The sequence below is a fragment of the Streptomyces sp. NPDC046805 genome, assembly GCF_040645355.1.
In the GTDB taxonomy this organism is placed as follows: Bacteria; Actinomycetota; Actinomycetes; order Streptomycetales; family Streptomycetaceae; genus Streptomyces.
In genome coordinates, this window is record NZ_JBEYYC010000016.1 from 99,801 (window position 1) to 116,597 (window position 16,797).

Consider the following 16,797-nt stretch of genomic DNA (forward strand, 5'->3'; position numbering starts at 1 on the left):
TCAGAACAGCTTGCCCGGGTTGAGGATGTTCAGCGGGTCGAAGGCCCGCTTGACGGCCCGCTGCATCTCCATGCCGACGGGACCGATCTCCCGGGCCAGCCACTCCATCTTCAGGACGCCCACGCCGTGTTCGCCGGTGATCGTGCCGCCGAGTTCCAGGCCGAGGGCCATGATCTCGTCGAAGGACTCGCGGGCCCGCCGGGACTCGTCGGGGTCGGCCGCGTCGAAGCAGACGGTCGGGTGGGTGTTGCCGTCGCCGGCGTGGGCGCACACCCCGATGGTCAGCCGGTACTTGTCGGCGATCCGCTCGATGCCTTCGAGCAGCGCGCCGAGCTTGGAGCGGGGCACGCACACGTCGTCGATCATCGTCGTGCCCTTGACCGCCTCCAGTGCCGTGAGCGACAACCGGCGCGCCTGGAGCAGCAGTTCGGACTCTGCGGCGTCGTCGGCGGGGACCACCTGGGTGGCACCGGCGGCCTCGCACAGCGCGCCGACGGCGGCGAGGTCGGCGGCCGGGTCGGCGGTGTCGAAGGCGGCGAGGAGCAGGGCCTCCGTGGTCTCCGGCAGGCCCATGTGGGCCATGTCGTTGACCGCCCGCACCGTCGTACGGTCCATGAGTTCGAGCAGGGACGGCACATGGCCGCCCTCCATGATCCGGCACACGGCGTCGCAGGCCTCGGCCGCGGAGGCGAACTCGGCGGCCAGCACCAGCTGCTCGGGCGGCTTGGGCTTCAGCGCGAGCACGGCCCGTACGACGATGCCGAGCGAACCCTCGGAGCCGACGAAGAGGCGCGTCAGGTCGTATCCCGCGACGCCCTTCGCCGTACGGCGGCCGGTGGACATGAGCCGTCCGTCGGCGAGCACGACCTCCAGGCCGAGCACGTACTCGGCCGTCACTCCGTACTTCACGCAGCACAGGCCGCCGGAGGCGGTGCCGATGTTGCCGCCGATGGTGCACATCTCCCAGCTGGAGGGGTCCGGCGGGTAGCACAGGCCGTGCTCCTCGACCGCCCGGGAGAGGGTGGCGTTGACGACGCCCGGCTCGACGACCGCGATGCGGTCGACCGGGTTGATCTCCAGGATGCGGTCCATCTTGGTGAGGGACAGCACGATGCAGCCCTCGGAGGCGTTGGCACCGCCGGACAGACCGGTGCGGGCGCCCTGCGGGACGACCGGGACGCGCAGTTCGGTCGCGGTGCGCATGACGTGCTGGACCTGTTCGACCGTGCGCGGCAGGACGACCACGGCGGGGGTGCCGGCCGGGCAGAAGCTCGCCATGTCGTTGGCGTACGAGGTCGTGACGTCGGGGTCGGTGAGGACCGCCTCGGCCGGCAGACCGGCGAGGAGCCGGTCGGTCAGAGTGCCCAGGGCTGCGACAGCGTCTTCGGGTCGCACTTCGATACGGCTCATGATCACAGCGTCGCACCCGGGGCCATCGGTGTGAACCCCACCGGGGGCGCGCCTTCCCCTACCGAGGTGTGCTTGTCATATTGACGCACAGTGGGCGCCATGGAGAACGCACAGTCCGGGCCGGGTACCTCCCTGGTGGCCTCGCCGCCGCCGCGCCGATCCCGTCTGCTGCGGCGGGTGCTGCTCGCCACGGCCGTGATCGGTGCCGCGGGCGCCGCCGCGTTCGGCGGGCTGCTGATGCTGCGGCCGTCGCCACCGCCGCCGGTCAGGTCCGCACCGCCCGCGCCCGGCCCCAAGCCCCAGGTGCTGACGACGGTCACCGCCGGGGTGCCGGCCGCGCTGCCCGGCCTGACCGCGCTGATCGGGGAGCGCAAGCGGTACGTGCAGGCTCATCCGCAGGACGCGCGGGCATGGGCGGTCCTCGGGACGGCCTATGTGGAGCGGGGACGGCGGACCGCCGACGCCACGAACTACCCGAAGGCCGAGCAGGCGCTGAAGACCTCGCTGCGGCTGCGGGGTGAGCAGAGCGCCGAGAACGCCGCGGCACTCGACGGCCTGGCCGCGCTGGCGAACGCGCGCCGGAACTACGCGGACGCCAAGGACTGGGGCGAGCAGGCGCGGGAGCTCGCACCCAAGCAGTGGACGACGTATCCGCTGCTGATCGACGCGTACACCGGGCTGGGCGACTACCAGGCGGCCCGCGACACGCTGGACAAGCTGATGGCGCTGCACACCGGCGCGGACGGGCGCCCGGCCGTGATGGCGCAGGCGGCCGCCGTCTACCGGGACCGCGGCTGGCGTGAGGACGCGGCGGCGCAGCTGGCGGACGCGGCGGCGGCAGCCGGGACGCCCGCCGAGCGGGCCGCGTATCTGCAGCGGGCCGGGCAGCTCGCCTGGGAGCGCGGCGATCGGGAGGACGCGCTACGGCACTTCGAGGCGGCCGTGCGCCTCGACCCGGACCAGCGGGCCGCGCTGGCCGGGCAGGGGCGCGCGCTGGCCGCCCTCGGCCGCACGACGGAGGCCGTGACGGCGTACAAGCGCGCGCTGTCCCAACAGTCATCTGCTCAATACGTCCTGGAACTGGGCGAGTTGTACCAGTCACTGCGAATGGACCGGCAGGCGCGCGAGCAGTACGGCCTGCTGGCGGCGCAGGTGGGGCAGGACACGGCGGGCGGGGTCGACGACGAGCTGGTGATCGGGCAGTTCGAGGCGGACCACGGGGACCCGCAGGCCGCGGTGGACCGGCTGCGGGCCGAGTGGGAGCGGCAGCCGGGTATCGAGGTGGCGGACGCGCTGGGGTGGGCGCTGCGCCGGGCGGGAGACCCCGAGGGGGCGCTGCGCTACGCCAAGATCGCGACGGACAAGACGAAGGGGGGCGGGGTGCGCAGCGCGCTGTACTCGTTCCACCGGGGCATGATCGAGCGGGAGTTGGACGAGGATGCCTCCGCCCGCCGGCATCTGCAGGACGCGCTGCTGATCAATCCGTACTTCTCGCCGCTGCGGGCCCCGGAGGCGAAGGCGGCGCTGGCGGACCTGGGCGATCCGCCCGACGAGGCGGCGCCGGACGATGTGACGGGCCTGCAGTAGGCCGCCACCCGTCCGGCGCGCCTGTCGTCGCTACGGCATCACAGGTGTCCGTACGGCATCACAGGTTCCCGCGCCGCTCCTGCTCGCGCTCGATCGCCTCGAACAGGGCCTTGAAGTTGCCCTTGCCGAAGCCCATGGAGCCGTGCCGTTCGATGATCTCGAAGAAGACGGTCGGGCGGTCCTGGACCGGCTTGGTGAAGATCTGCAGCAGGTAGCCGTCCTCGTCGCGGTCGGCGAGGATCTTCAGCTCGCGCAGGGTGTCGACGGGGACGCGGGTGTCGCCGACCCACTCGCCGAGGGTGTCGTAGTAGGTGTCGGGGGTGGCCAGGAACTCGACGCCGGCCGCGCGCATGGTCCGTACCGTCTGGACGATGTCGTTGGTGTTGAGCGCGATGTGCTGGACACCGGCGCCGCCGTAGAACTCCAGGTACTCGTCGATCTGGGACTTCTTCTTGGCGATCGCGGGCTCGTTGATCGGGAACTTCACCTTGAGGGTGCCGTCCGCGACGACCTTCGACATCAGCGCGCTGTACTCGGTGGCGATGTCGTCGCCCACGAACTCCTTCATGTTCGTGAAGCCCATGACCTTGTTGTAGAAGCCGACCCAGTCGTTCATCCGGCCGAGTTCGACGTTGCCGACGCAGTGGTCGACGGCCTGGAAGGTGCGGTGGGCCGGCGGCTCGACGATCGGGTCTGCGGCGACGAAGCCGGGCAGGTACGGGCCGTCGTAGCCGGAGCGGTCGACGAGGGTGTGGCGGGTCTCGCCGTACGTCGCGATCGCGGCGAGGACGACCGTGCCGTGCTCGTCCTTCAGCTCGTACGGCTCGGCGACCGGGCGGGCGCCGTGCTCGACGGCGTAGGTGTACGCGGCGCGCGCGTCCGGGACCTCGATGGCCAGGTCGATGACGCCGTCGCCGTGCTCGGCCACGTGCCGGGCGAGGAACTCGCCCCACTCGGTGGCGGGCTTGATCACCGAGGTGAGCACGAAGCGCGCCGAGCCGTTCTCCAGCACGTAGCTCGCGGTCTCGCGGCTGCCGTTCTCCGGTCCGGAGTAGGCCACCAGCCGCATGCCGAACGCGGTGGAGTAGTAGTGCGCCGCCTGCTTGGCGTTGCCCACGGCGAAGACGACCGCGTCCATTCCCTTGACCGGGAAGGGGTCGGCCTGCCGGGCGGTCGTGTCGGGAGCGTGCTGAGTGGTCTGCGTCATGACGGCAGCGTGGACCCGCTCTGCAAGGTGCGCAATAGTTTGCAGGTTCGCTGGGCAGTCTGCTCAGGCATACGGCTGTATCGGCGGCCGTTCTGTACAGGATGACCACCCCCAGGGAGTGGGCGTAGGGGTTGTAGCGCCCCGAAGGGGAACGACCCGAAAACAGGGAGCAGGCTGCCGTGGCGATCGATCGACTGGACGGGCGCATCATCGTGCTGCTGGCGCGGGAGCCGCGGATCGGGGTGCTGGAGATGTCCCGGCGGCTCGGGGTCGCGCGCGGGACGGTGCAGGCACGGCTGGACCGGCTCCAGTCCCACGGGGTCATCCGCGGCTTCGGCCCCCAGGTGGACCCGGCGGCACTCGGCTACCCGGTCACCGCCTTCGCCACGCTCCAGATCCGGCAGGGCCAGGGCCCGGACGTCCGGGCCCACTTGGCGACGGTCCCGGAGGTCCTGGAACTCCACACCACCACCGGCACGGGCGACATGCTCTGCCGCCTGGTGGCCCGCTCGAACGCCGACCTCCAGCGGGTCATCGACCGGGTGGTCGGCATCGAGGGCATCGTCCGGGCGTCGACGGCGATCGTGATGGAGAACCCCGTACCGCTGCGGATCATCCCGCTGGTGGAGCAGGCGTCGCAGGACGTCTGACCACCGCGCCTGACAACGCCTAACAGCTCGGGATCGAGCCCTTGCCCTTCTCCAGGGCCACCAGGGAGTCGACCGCGCTCTTCAGCGTCGTCACCGGGATCAGGCGCAGGCCGGCCGGGAGTTCGGACTTGGCGTCCTGGCACTCCTCCTTCGGGACCAGGAAGACGGTCGCCCCGTCGCGCCGGGCGGCCTTCGTCTTCAGGGCCACGCCGCCGACCGCGCCGACCTTGCCGTCCGCGTCGATGGTCCCCGTGCCGGCGACGGTGCGGCCGCCGGTGAGGTCGCCGCCGCTGCCGTTGCCGTCGAGCTTGTCGATGACGCCGAGGGTGAAGAGGAGACCCGCGCTCGGGCCGCCGACGTCGGCCAGCCGCAGCGTGACCTTGACGTTCTTGTCGCTCAGATCCAGATAGTTCAGCGCGGCCCGCGTCGCCGCGTCCTGGGACTCCTTCATCTGCGCCGTGTTGTGCCGCTCGATCTCCTTGATGTTGCCGCCCGTCGGGTAGACCGAGTCGTACGGCATGACCGCCCGGTCCGTGCGGAACCAGCTGTCGACGACATCACCGAGCGAGACCTGCGCGTCCGGGGCGGTCGCCTCGATGGTCGTCATCCGCAGCTGGCCGCTCGTCTTCCGGGTCGGGGCGCCGGAGACCGTGATCACCGCGGTGCCCTTGTTCTCACCGAGCACGTTCGCCGTCATCCCGGGCTGCGCCAGCGCGAACGGCAGCGGCGCGGCCGCCGCCGTGGCGATCAGGGCCACGACGGGCACGGCGCAGAGGGCGATGGCCTGGAGGCGTGTGAGACGAGAGAGCACGGGATCAATCTAACGCGGCGGTCGGTTCCGGCCACCGGGCGCCCGATCGGCCCCCTCCGCACCGGCCCTCAGGCCCGCCACAGGTCCCTGCGCTCCCGGGTGAACCGGCGCAGGGGGCCCGGGAGGGGCTCGGTGCCGATGCCGGGGCCGGACGGGACCGGCAGGTGGCCGTCCACCAGGACGAAGGGTTCGGTGATGTCCTCGGCGAAGTAGCGGCTGGACGCGGAGGTGTCGCCGGGCAGGGTGAAGCCGGGGAGGGCGGCCAGGGCCAGGTTCGGGGCGCGGCCGATGCCCGTCTCCAGCATGCCGCCGCACCACACCGGCACCCCGTGCGCGTGGGCCACGTCGTGGACGCGGCGGGCCTCCAGGTAGCCGCCGACCCGGGCCGGTTTGACGTTCACGACGCGGCAGGCGTCCAGGGCGATCGCGGCGGCCGTGTCCCGGGCGTTGTGCAGGGACTCGTCCAGGCACACGGGGGTGGCGATGCGCTGCTGGAGTCGGGCGTGGCCGTACAGGTTGTTCTCCTCCAGCGGTTCCTCGATCAGCAGCAGCCCGAAGGCGTCGAGGCGCCGCAGGTGCTCGGCGTCCGCGAGCGAGTACGCCGTGTTGGCGTCGACCTGGAGCGGCAGCGCGTCGCCGAAGCGCTCGCGCACCGCGCGGACCGGCTCGACGTCCCAGCCGGGCTCGATCTTCAGCTTGATGCGGACATAGCCCTCGGCGAGGTAGCGCTCGACGTCGTCGAGGAGCTCCGGCACGGAGTTCCTGATGCCGACGGACACGCCCGCCGGCACCCGGTCGCGCACCGCGCCCAGGTAGGTCGCGAGCGGCATGCCGTGGGCGCGCAGCTCCGCGTCCAGGATCGCCGTCTCCAGGGCCGCCTTCGCCAGCTCGTGCCCCTTGATCCCAGCCATCGCGGGGGCCGGCGCGGCCGCGGTGAGGTGCGGGAGGGCAGCGACGCGCGGCAGCAGGAAGTCGCGGAGCACGGTCTCGGCGCCGGCGACGAACTCGGAGCAGTACAGCGGCTCGGGGTCGGCGGCGAACTCCGACCAGCCCTCGGCCTCGTCCGTGACCACGTGGAGCAGGAAGGTGTCCTTGGCCGTCATGGTGCCGAAGGACGTGCGGAAGGGGGTGACGAGCGGGATCGCCACGTGGACGATCTCGACGCGTTCGAGCTTCATGCGGTCTCCTGCACGCGGGTGAGCGTGTACCAGCCGTCGCGGGACATGCCCGTCGCGGCGTATCCCCCGTCGAAGGCCTCCGTGAACACCTCGCGCACCGCATGCCGCCAGCGCCCGGCCAGCACCGGATCGACGGCCCGCAGCCCCACGATGTCGTCCGGGACGCGGCACCAGAGGTGACGTCCGCCGCGGTCACGGCGGACCAGGGCGTCCCCGTCGGGGGCGACGCGGGTCTCGGCGGCGCGGGCGAAGCGGGCGGCCCCCGCGTCCCCGGTGTCCCCGGTGTTCTCGGTGTCGTACGGCCGTGGCGGCGCCGTCAGGTCCCAGGTCGCCGTCAGCCGGTCGCTCTCGTCGCCGTCGTTCACGCCGTCCGCCATGGGGCCGTAGAAGTCGACCAGGTACTCCGTGCCGACGGCGCCGAGCTTGACCAGGTTGAAGCGGGCGTTGCGGCCGACCAGCGGGTCGAAGGTCCAGCGCATGGTGCGGGCGCCGAGGTCGAGCGCCCAGGCGCGCTGCGCCTGCTTCACGGCGTGCCCGAGGCCCTGGTCGGCGGCTGCCACCAGCGAGTACGTGTCCCGCCGCGGTCCGGAGACGGCGACGGTGGCCCCGGCCAGCCGCTGCCCGTCGTACGCGGCGTGCACGGCGCCGCCCGCGTGGACGAGGCTGTGCAGCACCTCGGCGGGATACGGCGGTGCGCTGCGGGGCGTCTGCCACACGTCGCTGAGGAAGTCCGCCACGGCGGCGATCCCGGCGACGTCGTGGACGGTACGGATGGTGACTCCTGACATGGCTCGAGTCTCCGTCGCGGCGATCTGGCTCGTATGGTGCAAGAGGACAAGCCGTACACGGGTTCGTTTGGGGATCGGCCAACCCTCCGCTCCCCTCCGGACCACCTGAACCACCTGAACCACCTGAGCAAGCCAAGGAATCCATGAACGCCCCCACCCTCGGTGACCTGCTGGACGTCGTCGGCGGCCCGTCCTTGCGCCTGCACACCGCCCCCGCCGGTCTCTCCGTGCCGGTCACCGAGGCGCTGCTCCACGACGCCCACGCCCCGCTCCCCCGGCTGCCCGGCGCGCTGCTGCTCGCGGTCGGGGTGCGGGCGGCGGGCGCGGGTGCGCTGGTGCGGGAGGCCGCGGCGGCGGGGCTGGCCGGGGTGGTGGTGCGGGGCGCCGACGGGCCGGCCGGCGAGGCCGAGGCGCACGGCATCGCCCTGCTGTCGGTCGACGAGGACACGGCCTGGCACCACGTGCACCTGCTGCTGGCCTCGGCCATCGGCGCACGCCCGGCCCCGTCGGGAAGCGGACTGGGCGACCTGGGTGATCTGTTCGCGCTGGCCGACGCGATCGCGGCGGCGGCCGGCGGGGCCACCGCCGTCGAGGACCCCCGGCAGCGGATCCTCGCCTACTCGACCGTCCCGGGGCAGCCGGTCGACGAGGACCGCCGAGAGGGAATCCTGGGCCTGCAGGTACCGGCCAGCGCCGAGAACGCCGAGCAGTACCGGGTGCTGTTCGCCGCCGACCGCCCCGTACGGCTGCCCGCGCTGACGGACACGGGCCTGCCCCGGCTGGCGATGCCCGTGCGGGCCGGCGGCGAGACGCTCGGCTCGGTCTGGCTGGTCGACGACGGCACGCTCGCCCCCGACGCCGAGGACACGCTGGTCCAGGGCGCCTCCACCGCGGCCCTGCTCCTGCTGCGCGCCCGGGCGGCGCGGGAACTGGCCCGCCACCAGCACGACGAACTGCTGCGCCGCCTGCTGGACGGAACGGCGGACGCGTCAACGGGTGCTCTTCGCCTGGGACTTGAGGGGCCGGTGCGGGTGGCCGCGTTCGTCCTCGACGCCGCCGCCAGCCTGCCCGACGCCGAGCGGACCGCACTGCGCCTGCTGGACGTCGTACGCCTGGCGTGCGAGGCGCGCTACGGGCGGCACGCGTGCGTACTGGTCGACGGCGTGGTGTACGCGCTGCTGCCGGCGCCCGGCGAACACGGCGGAGCGCGGCATCTGCGGCTGGCCGAGGACCTCACGCGGCGGGCGGGGCAGGCGCTGCGGGTGCCGGTGCGGGCGGCGCTCGGCGAGGTGGTGCCGGACGTCGGCGCGGTGGCGGACTCCCGCGCGGACGCGGACCTGGCGCTCCGCGCGCTCGGACCCGATCTGCCGGTGGCCTCGGTGGAGCAGGTGCGCGCCCGCGTCACGCTCCTCAGGCTGACGGAAGTGCTGGGCGAGCGAAGGGAGTTGAGTGCGGGCGCGTGGCGGCGGGTGCTGGCGTACGACGACGCGCACGGCACCGACTACGCCCGCACGCTGGCCTGTTGGTTCCACGCGGGCTGCGACATGGCGGGCGCCGCGAGGCTGCTCGCCGTGCATCCCAACACCTGCCGCTACCGCCTGAAGCAGGTCCGGCGGCACGTCGGGATCGACCTGGACGATCCCGACGAACGGCTGGTGCTGTGGCTGCAGTTGAGAACGCTGGCCGGACTCACCGGAGCGGGTTCACCGGGCGTGCCCGGTGAACTCAACGAAGCCAGTTCGTGAGCCTCTTCTCGCACTCCCTCAGCTGCTCCACCGGCACGTACTCCCCCGCCGTGTGCGCGAGCGACGGGTCCCCGGGGCCGTAGTTGAGGGCGGGCACGCCCAGCGCGGCGAACCGGGCGACGTCGGTCCAGCCGAGCTTGGGCCGGGGCCGCGCGCCGAGCGCGTCGACGAGCCCAGCGACCTGCTCCAGCCGGGGCGGCGCACCCGGCACGACCTCCGTCACGCGCACCTCGTACTCCGGGAAGAGCCCTCGGACGTACGCCTCCGCCTGTTCGGCCGAACGACCGGGCGCGAACCGGCAGTTGACGGTGACGACGCACTCGTCGGGCACGACGTTCCCGGCCACCCCGGCCCGTACGGAGACGGCACTGAGCCCCTCCCGGTACTCCAGCCCGTCGACGACGACCCGCTCGGGCACATGATCGTCCAGCCGTTGGAGGACCCGGGCCGCCTTGTGCGCGGCGTTGACGCCCTTCCAGGCGCGGGCGGTGTGCGCGCGTTCGCCGCGTACGACGATGTCGGCGGTGAGGATTCCCTGGCAGCCCGCCTCGACTCCGGCGTCGGACGGTTCCATGAGGATCGCGAGGTCGGCGTCGGCGAGGAGCGCGGGGCGGTCGGCGGCGATGCGGTGCAGCCCGTTGCGCTCGCCCTCGACCTCCTCGCACTCGTAGAAGACGTAGGTGACGTCGCGGACGGGCGCCGCGACGGCGGCCGCGAGGCGCAGGGCCACCGCGACGCCGCCCTTCATGTCGCAGGCGCCGAGTCCGTGGACCTTGCCGTCGGCGAGCCGGGAGGGGAGGTTTCCGGCGGCCGGAACGGTGTCCAAGTGGCCCGCGATGACGGCCCGTTGGGCGCGTCCGAGGTCGCTGCGGGCGACGACCGAGTTGCCGAGGCGCTCGACGGTGAGGTGGTCGAGCGCGCTCAGGGCCCGCGCCACGGCGTCCGCGATCCGGGCCTCGTCCCCGCTCTCGGAGGGGAGGTCGACGAGGGCACGGGTGAGGTCGACGACATCGGCGGTGAGGTCGAGGGGAGGGAGAGCGGGGGCGGGGGCGTGGGCGGGGCTCATGCGCGGTCCTGGGCGTCCTGGGGCTTGTCCGGACCGATGATGCAGGGCGCGGGGCGCCGGCGGGTGGGCCGGTCGGCCAAACAAGGGGGGTCGCGTTGAAGGATCGGCCAAGGCGCCGGTGGACACGGGCAGACACCGGCCACCCGGCTCGGCCCGCCGGTGCCTCCCAGCCCGGCTCGATCGGCTCAGCGCAGCGCATCGGCGACCTCTCGTGCCGCCTCCACGACCCGCAGGCCCACCCGCTCCGGCACGGAATCCGTCAGCATCACGACCCCGACGCTGCCCTCGACTCCGGTGACCCCGAGCAGCGGAGCCGAGGCGCCGCTGGCCCCGGCCTCCAACTCCCCGTGCGTCAGGATGTATCCGGGATCGGCGAGCGGTGAACGCCGGCCCGCGAGGATCGCCTTGCCCGCGGCCCCCCGGTCCAGCGGATGCCGGAACCCGGCCCGGTACGCCACGTGGTAGTCCGTCCACGTCGGCTCGACCACCGCGACGGCCAGCGCCTCGATCCCGTCGACCAGCGTGAGGTGGGCGGTCGCCCCGAGGTCCTCGGCCAGCGCCCGCAGGGCCGGCAGCGCGGCCTCCCGTACCAGCGGATGCACCTGCCGCCCGAGCCGCAGCACGCCGAGGCCGACCCGGGCGCGGCCGCCCAGATCACGGCGTACGAGCGCGTGCTGCTCCAGGGTGGCGAGGAGCCGGTAGACGACGGTACGGTTCACGCCCAGTTTCTTGGAAAGCTCGGTGACGGTCAGCCCGTGGTCCGTGTCGGCCAGCAGCTTGAGGACGCGCAGTCCCCGGTCGAGCGTCTGAGAGGTCTCCGCGGTCACGACGCCCACTCCTTAGGTGGTGAGGTCGGCGGCGCTCTCGCGGCGATCGCGTCATCGAGTCCCGTCGGCGACGCGCTTCAGAGGCCGCCGATCGGCAGGACGGCCCGGCGGCTCCGGACCCAGTCGCTTCACGGCTGCGCTCCGCGGCGGCGCTGCCACGGGGCGTGTGCGTAGCGGGACAGTAGCGAAGCCGGTTCGCTGAGCGGAAGCCTCCGTCCAGAATCCGATCACGGCCTGGTAGGGACTGTTTACCTTCGTCCGGATACGTACAGCGCGCGTGCGCCCGCGCACACAACCCTCACGCACAGCGCACACGCGCGACCGCGGGCGCCGACGCCCTTTCGGCCCCGCGCCCAGCCCCCGCCCGGACCCGGCACGCCAGGCCCGGCACCGGGCCGCCCGAGCGGGACACCGGGGGTCACCTCATGCGGGTGGCCCACTCCTGCATCTTGGCGATCCGCTGCTTCAGCTGGCCGGCCGTCGCCTCGGCGCTCGCCGGGCCGCCGCACACGCGCCGCAGCTCGGTGTGGATCACGCCGTGCGGCTTGCCGCTCTGGTGCACGTACGCGCTCACCATCGTGTTGAGCTTCTTGCGCAGCTCCATCATCTCCTTGTGGGAGACCACCGGCCGCCGCTCGGCGGGCACTTCGAGGAGGTCGGCCTCGGTGTCCGGCCTCTTGCGGCTGTGCGCGATCTGCCGGGCCTGCCGCTTCTGGAGCAGGAGCTGGACCTGGTCCGGCTCCAGCAGCCCCGGGATGCCGAGGTAGTCCTGCTCCTCCTCGCTGCCCGGGTGGGCCTGCATGCCGAACTCGGCACCGTCGTACAGCACCCGGTCGAAGACGGCCTCGGACTCCAGCGCCTCGAAGGAGAACTGCTCCTGCTCGCCGGTGTCCTCGTCCTGCTCCTTGTTCGCCTCCTCCATCTCCTTCTCGGACTCGGCGTACGGGTCCTCCTCGCCGTTCTTCTGGGGCTTGTCGAGGGCGTGGTCGCGCTCGACCTCCATCTCGTTGGCGAAGGTGAGCAGGTCCGGGACGGTCGGCAGGAACACGGAGGCGGTCTCGCCGCGGCGCCGGGAACGCACGAAACGACCGACGGCCTGGGCGAAGAACAGGGGCGTCGAGATGGTGGTGGCGTACACGCCGACCGCGAGACGGGGGACGTCGACGCCCTCGGACACCATGCGGACCGCGACCATCCAGCGGTCGTCGCTCGCGCTGAAGTCGTCGATCCTCTTCGAGGCCCCGACGTCGTCGGAGAGCACGAGCGTCGCCTTGCTGCCGGTGATCTCGCGGATCAGCTTGGCGTAGGCGCGGGCGGAGTCCTGGTCGGTGGCGATGACGAGGGCGCCCGCGTCCGGGATCGCCTTGCGGACCTCGGTCAGCCGCTGGTCGGCGGCGCGCAGCACGCTCGGCATCCACTCGCCGCGCGGGTCGAGCGCGGTGCGCCAGGCCTGGCTGACGGCGTCCTTGGTCATGGGCTCGCCGAGCCGGGCCTCGATCTCGTCGCCGGCCTTCGTGCGCCAGCGCATGTTGCCGCTGTAGGAGAGGAAGATGACCGGCCGGACGACCCCGTCCGACAGGGCGGAGCCGTACCCGTACGTGTAGTCGGCGGCGGAGCGCCGGATGCCGTCCTGCCCCTCCTCGTACGTCACGAAGGGGATCGGGTTGGTGTCGGACCGAAACGGCGTACCGGTGAGCGCGAGCCGCCGTGTGGCCGGTTCGAAGGCCTCCAGGCACGCCTCGCCCCACGACTTGGAGTCACCGGCGTGGTGGATCTCGTCGAGGATGACGAGGGTCTTGCGCTGCTCGACCCGGTTGCGGTGCAGCATGGGCCGCACGCCGACACCGGCGTAGGTGACCGCGACGCCCTGGTAGTCCTTGCCGAGGGGCCCGGCGCTGTACTCGGGGTCCAGCTTGATGCCGATGCGCGCGGCCGCCTCCGCCCACTGCTTCTTCAGGTGCTCGGTCGGCGCGACCACGGTCACCTGCTGCACGACGTGGTGGTGCAGCAGCCAGGAGGCGAGTGTCAGGGCGAAGGTCGTCTTGCCGGCGCCCGGCGTGGCCACGGCGAGGAAGTCACGCGGCTGCTCCTGGATGTACTTGTCCATCGCTCCCTGCTGCCAGGCACGCAGTCTGCTGGCGGTGCCCCAGGGCGCACGGCCCGGGAAGGCGGGGGAAAGGTGGTGGGAGGAGGAAGCGGCGGTGGTAGTCACGGTCTCCGTGGTGGGGGTCGGCTCGGCTACGTATGACAACCGGGCCACCCTACCGGCGGCCCGGATATGTCAATGCGCGAACGAGGCCGGGTCACCCGGTGATGGGACTCACCTCACATCGCCGCGTGCGGCGATCTCGCACAGCGGTTCCCGGCCGTCAGGCGATCCGCACGCGCCTGCTCACCCACGCCCCCACCAGCGCCACCCCCGCCATCGGCAGGAACACCACGGCGAAGGCGGCCGGATGGGAGCTGTTCGCCGAGGCGGTCACGCTGGTCACCGTTCCCCCGCCCAGGGCCGCGAAGGCCGCCCCGGCCGCCCCGAGCAGGACGATGTTGGACAGGGCGTCGGAGATCTGCAGCGCGGCGGAGTTGCTGCCGGCCTCCTCCGGGGCGGAGAGCCGGAGCAGCAGCACGCTGCTGGAGGAGATCGTCAGCCCCATGCCGAAGCAGCCGAAGCCCCAGGCGACGGCGACGATCCACACGGGCACGCCGGGCGCGAGCACGCCGGGCGCGGTGGCGATGGCGGCGGTGACCAGCAGCATCCCGAGCGTCATCAGCCGCTCCCGGTACGGCTCCGCCCACTGCCGCGACTGCACCCACGAGCCCACCGCCCAGGTCACCCCGCCGGCCGCCAGCGAGAACCCGGCCGCCGTCGGCGTCAGCCCCCGCTGCGTCACCAGCATCAGCGGTACGAAGGACTCGGCGGCGATGAAGGACCCCGCGGCCAGCCCGCGCAGCAGCACGACGGACGGCAGCCCGCGCGCGGCCCGGTAGGTGCCGCGCGGCAGCAGTCCCCGCACGGCCGGCACGAGCAGGGCCGTCCCGGCGAGGCCGGGGAGCAGGGAGATCCAGCGCAGGTCCTGGGCGGCGTACTGGAGGAGCCCGGCGCCGAGGGAGATCCCGAGGGCGAGCCGGATCCGCCGCCGGTCGAAGGAGGCCTCCGGGCCCTCCTCGACCGCCCCCGACGCCCGCCGCCGTATCTGCGGGAGCGCGAGCGCCAGCGGGAGCACCACCAGCACCGGAATGCCGAGGAAGACCCACCGCCAGCCGAGATGCTCGGTCACGGCCCCGGCGGCGAGCGGCCCGACGATGGACGGGACGACCCACGCCGCGGCGAACGCCGCCATGATCGCCGGGCGCAGCCGCTCCGGATACGCGCGCCCCACGACGACGTACATCGCGACGATCAACAGCCCGCCGCCGAACCCCTGCACGGCCCGCCCGGCGATGAACACCCACATCGTGCCGGCGGCCCCGGCTACCACCAGCCCGGCCGCGAAGGCCGCGATGCCGGTGGTCAGCGGCGCCAGCGGCCCCCGCCGGTCCGACCATTGCCCGGAGAGCACCATGCCGAACAGGCTGGTCGTGAAGAACCCCGAGAACGCGAAGGCGTACAGCGACACCCCGTGCAGCTCCCGCGCGGCGACGGGCATCGCCGTACCCACCGCGGTCGCCTCGAAGGCGATCAGCAGCATGACGGACACCATGCCGATGCTCAGCGCCCGATGGGGCCGCCCGAGCACACCGGCCTCGGCAGGGGGCATGGCGTGGTCATGGGCTTCGGCGTCGGTACCGGCACCGGGTGTGCCGGCGGATTCGTCCGCGACTCCGGTGTCGCGCGGTCTCAGAGCGGCCATGGCCGCCAGCGTAAGGTGCACGACCGACTTTGACGCCTGTCGGGAGTCGGCTGCGGGCCGGGCCTTTGGTCGTACGACCCCGAGGCCCCCGGCGGCCCTCGGCCGTCAGCCCCGGCGGTCCGGGGGTGCGTCCCCGGTCATCTCGTTTCGGTCATCTCGCGTCGGTCATCTCGCGCTCGATCCAGCGGAAGATCACCGCCACCACGTAGAGGTGCTCCTCGCGGGTCAGTTGGCGCCCCTTGGGGATCTGGTGCCAGCGCTGGAGGCAGGTGCGGCAGCACGTCGCCGTCGCGTGCTGGGCGACGAAGACCGGGTGGCCGCGGTAGGGGGTCTGCTTGCCGTCCTTGTACGGCTCGGCCGGTGCGAGGCGCTTGGCGATGAGGTCGTAGGCGTGCCAGCGCATGGTGGCGGGCCCGCGTTCCTCGGCGATGGCCCGGTCGCGGCCGCGCAGATGGAACTTCGCGCGGAACGGGTGGCGCGCGATGGTGTCGAGCCGCTGGTCCAGCGAGCGAAGCGAGGGACCGGGCGTCTCGGAGGGCGAGGGGTCGGGCGAGGACGTCATGCTCTCTTCGAGCATAGGGCGATCGCCCCGTGAACGTTCTGGAGGAGCTCCGTCCAGTAGTGCCAGTCGGCGTCGGTCGCGGTGGCGGCCGGGTCGGCGGCCGGCAGGGCCTGGAGCAGGGCCGCGGCCAGCCGGTCGCAGGCGTCGGTCGTCCGCTCGTGCTGCCGCAGCCACAGGGCGCAGGCCAGGGTGGAGACGTCCGTGTTCAGCGGGTGCAGGGTCGCTTCGGGCTCGCTCCAGTACAGGACCGCGCCCGTCGCCCCGTCGACCACCAGACTGCTGCCCTCGGCGAGCCGGCCGAGGCGTATCAGGCGGTCGGCGCGGGAGGGGAGCAGGTCCGGCGGGTACGCGCCCGCCCGCTCGGCCGCGTCCGCGTCCTCGTCCGTGTCCGCGTAGTACTCCGCCAGGGTCGGCAGCGGCACGTCCGAGTCCTCCGCGTCCAGGCGGAGCAGGAACGCATCCTCGGGCAGGCCCGTGTCCCGCAGGAAGCGGCGGGTCGGCTCGTGGGTGAGCGTGGCGGGGAAGTCGACCTCCTCGAACCGGGCCACCCGGCCGAGCAGGCGGGCGGGCAGGCACAGAGCGAGTCCGGAGTCGGCGCCCCCGGTCAGGGCGAGCGGACGGAACAGCGCGGCCGCCTTCCCGTACGGCGGGGCCTCGCCCTCCGTGCCCTCGTCGAGGAGCGCGAGGAGCCGCCGGGACGTCTCGGTCACCGCCTTCGTGCCGCGGCGGCCCGCGAGGGAGGCCAAGCGACCGCGCAGGCCCGCCAGTTCCTCGGTGACCGCGGCGAACCGCAGCAGCGTCTCCAGGGGTGCCGGGCCCAGCAATGTCCCCAACACCAGCCGGTCCCGCAGCTCCTCCGCCAGGCGGGCGTGGCCGTCGGTGACGTCCGCGGGCGTGCACAGGCTCTCGACGCGCCACGGCGCGAGCCTCAACAGGTCACTACTGCCGGACAGTTCAGACAGTTCGGGCAGGTGCGTGACATACCAGTCCAGCTCGCCCTCGGTCGTCCTCATCGCTCCCCCGCGATTCGAGTCGTACGTCGTGCCCCACTGCCCCGCACACTACGCCGCACCACTGACAACGCCGCGCGCCCGGGAAGACGTCGCGCGGCACCG

General features: G+C 73.0%; 14 protein-coding genes. 3 read left to right on the plus strand and 11 right to left on the minus strand.

Annotation, left to right across the window (positions count from 1 at the left end; all coding sequences use genetic code 11):
* On the minus strand, nt 1-1,416 hold the full coding sequence (locus ABZ910_RS19155) for an FAD-linked oxidase C-terminal domain-containing protein (protein ID WP_361366116.1): 1,416 nt from the start codon (nt 1,414-1,416) through the stop codon (nt 1-3).
* A 93-nt stretch (nt 1,417-1,509) separates the two neighbouring features.
* Between ABZ910_RS19155 and ABZ910_RS19160 the strand changes: the two genes are divergently transcribed.
* Entirely contained in the window at nt 1,510-2,997 is a 1,488-nt protein-coding gene (locus ABZ910_RS19160; protein ID WP_361366119.1) for a tetratricopeptide repeat protein, read from the plus strand.
* A 58-nt stretch (nt 2,998-3,055) separates the two neighbouring features.
* Here ABZ910_RS19160 and hppD read toward each other — a convergent pair whose 3' ends face one another.
* Nucleotides 3,056-4,204, minus strand: a complete 1,149-nt coding sequence (gene hppD, locus ABZ910_RS19165; RefSeq protein ID WP_361366121.1) for a 4-hydroxyphenylpyruvate dioxygenase — start codon at nt 4,202-4,204, stop codon at nt 3,056-3,058.
* A 179-nt stretch (nt 4,205-4,383) separates the two neighbouring features.
* Between hppD and ABZ910_RS19170 the strand changes: the two genes are divergently transcribed.
* Nucleotides 4,384-4,854 carry an Lrp/AsnC family transcriptional regulator gene (locus tag ABZ910_RS19170; RefSeq protein ID WP_361366123.1) on the plus strand — a complete coding sequence of 157 codons (471 nt, stop codon included), beginning with the start codon at nt 4,384-4,386 and terminating at the stop codon, nt 4,852-4,854.
* Between the two features lie 19 nt (nt 4,855-4,873).
* On the opposite strand, the gene ABZ910_RS19175 is transcribed toward ABZ910_RS19170, so the two are convergent.
* The 3 genes from ABZ910_RS19175 to ABZ910_RS19185 all read right to left on the minus strand — a co-directional run bounded on the left by ABZ910_RS19175 (nt 4,874) and on the right by ABZ910_RS19185 (nt 7,631).
* Nucleotides 4,874-5,665 carry a S16 family serine protease gene (locus ABZ910_RS19175; RefSeq protein ID WP_361366126.1) on the minus strand — a complete coding sequence of 264 codons (792 nt, stop codon included), beginning with the start codon at nt 5,663-5,665 and terminating at the stop codon, nt 4,874-4,876.
* A 68-nt stretch (nt 5,666-5,733) separates the two neighbouring features.
* Nucleotides 5,734-6,843: an o-succinylbenzoate synthase gene (menC, locus tag ABZ910_RS19180; RefSeq protein WP_361366129.1), complete on the minus strand. Its 1,110-nt coding sequence runs from the start codon at nt 6,841-6,843 to the stop codon at nt 5,734-5,736.
* A complete protein-coding gene (locus tag ABZ910_RS19185) occupies nt 6,840-7,631 on the minus strand; it encodes a chorismate synthase (RefSeq protein ID WP_361366132.1) in 792 nt (263 codons plus the stop codon). Before ABZ910_RS19185 ends, menC begins: the two co-directional genes overlap by 4 nt.
* Nucleotides 7,632-7,774: 143 nt before the next feature.
* Between ABZ910_RS19185 and ABZ910_RS19190 the strand changes: the two genes are divergently transcribed.
* Nucleotides 7,775-9,376 carry a helix-turn-helix domain-containing protein gene (locus ABZ910_RS19190; RefSeq protein WP_361366135.1) on the plus strand — a complete coding sequence of 534 codons (1,602 nt, stop codon included), beginning with the start codon at nt 7,775-7,777 and terminating at the stop codon, nt 9,374-9,376.
* Here the strand turns inward: ABZ910_RS19190 and dapE are convergent.
* The 6 genes from dapE to ABZ910_RS19220 all read right to left on the minus strand — a co-directional run bounded on the left by dapE (nt 9,357) and on the right by ABZ910_RS19220 (nt 16,695).
* Nucleotides 9,357-10,442, minus strand: a complete 1,086-nt coding sequence (gene dapE / locus ABZ910_RS19195) for a succinyl-diaminopimelate desuccinylase (protein WP_361366138.1) — start codon at nt 10,440-10,442, stop codon at nt 9,357-9,359. The genes ABZ910_RS19190 and dapE overlap by 20 nt on opposite strands.
* A gap of 185 nt (nt 10,443-10,627) precedes the next feature.
* Nucleotides 10,628-11,269, minus strand: coding sequence for a helix-turn-helix domain-containing protein (locus tag ABZ910_RS19200; protein WP_361366140.1), 642 nt, complete (start codon nt 11,267-11,269; stop codon nt 10,628-10,630).
* A 418-nt stretch (nt 11,270-11,687) separates the two neighbouring features.
* On the minus strand, nt 11,688-13,481 hold the full coding sequence (locus ABZ910_RS19205) for a DEAD/DEAH box helicase (RefSeq protein ID WP_361366143.1): 1,794 nt from the start codon (nt 13,479-13,481) through the stop codon (nt 11,688-11,690).
* Between the two features lie 157 nt (nt 13,482-13,638).
* The gene (locus tag ABZ910_RS19210) at nt 13,639-15,120 is read right to left on the minus strand and encodes an MFS transporter (protein ID WP_361366145.1); all 1,482 of its coding nucleotides are present in this window, start codon (nt 15,118-15,120) and stop codon (nt 13,639-13,641) included.
* A gap of 151 nt (nt 15,121-15,271) precedes the next feature.
* A complete protein-coding gene (locus ABZ910_RS19215) occupies nt 15,272-15,682 on the minus strand; it encodes a DUF4186 domain-containing protein (protein WP_361366148.1) in 411 nt (136 codons plus the stop codon).
* Entirely contained in the window at nt 15,679-16,695 is a 1,017-nt protein-coding gene (locus ABZ910_RS19220) for an SUKH-4 family immunity protein (RefSeq protein ID WP_361366151.1), read from the minus strand. Before ABZ910_RS19220 ends, ABZ910_RS19215 begins: the two co-directional genes overlap by 4 nt.
* Nucleotides 16,696-16,797: the final 102 nt, after the last annotated feature.

Bases quoted from the DNA above. Each gene is read 5' to 3' on its own strand.
- ABZ910_RS19160 (WP_361366119.1), top strand. From the start codon at position 1,510: ATGGAGAACGCACAGTCCGGGCCGGGTACCTCCCTGGTGGCCTCGCCG.
- hppD (WP_361366121.1), bottom strand. From the start codon at position 4,204: ATGACGCAGACCACTCAGCACGCTCCCGACACGACCGCCCGGCAGGCC.
- menC (WP_361366129.1), bottom strand. From the start codon at position 6,843: ATGAAGCTCGAACGCGTCGAGATCGTCCACGTGGCGATCCCGCTCGTC.
- ABZ910_RS19185 (WP_361366132.1), bottom strand. From the start codon at position 7,631: ATGTCAGGAGTCACCATCCGTACCGTCCACGACGTCGCCGGGATCGCC.
- ABZ910_RS19190 (WP_361366135.1), top strand. From the start codon at position 7,775: ATGAACGCCCCCACCCTCGGTGACCTGCTGGACGTCGTCGGCGGCCCG.
- dapE (WP_361366138.1), bottom strand. From the start codon at position 10,442: ATGAGCCCCGCCCACGCCCCCGCCCCCGCTCTCCCTCCCCTCGACCTC.
- ABZ910_RS19210 (WP_361366145.1), bottom strand. From the start codon at position 15,120: ATGGCCGCTCTGAGACCGCGCGACACCGGAGTCGCGGACGAATCCGCC.
- ABZ910_RS19215 (WP_361366148.1), bottom strand. From the start codon at position 15,682: ATGACGTCCTCGCCCGACCCCTCGCCCTCCGAGACGCCCGGTCCCTCG.
- ABZ910_RS19220 (WP_361366151.1), bottom strand. From the start codon at position 16,695: ATGAGGACGACCGAGGGCGAGCTGGACTGGTATGTCACGCACCTGCCC.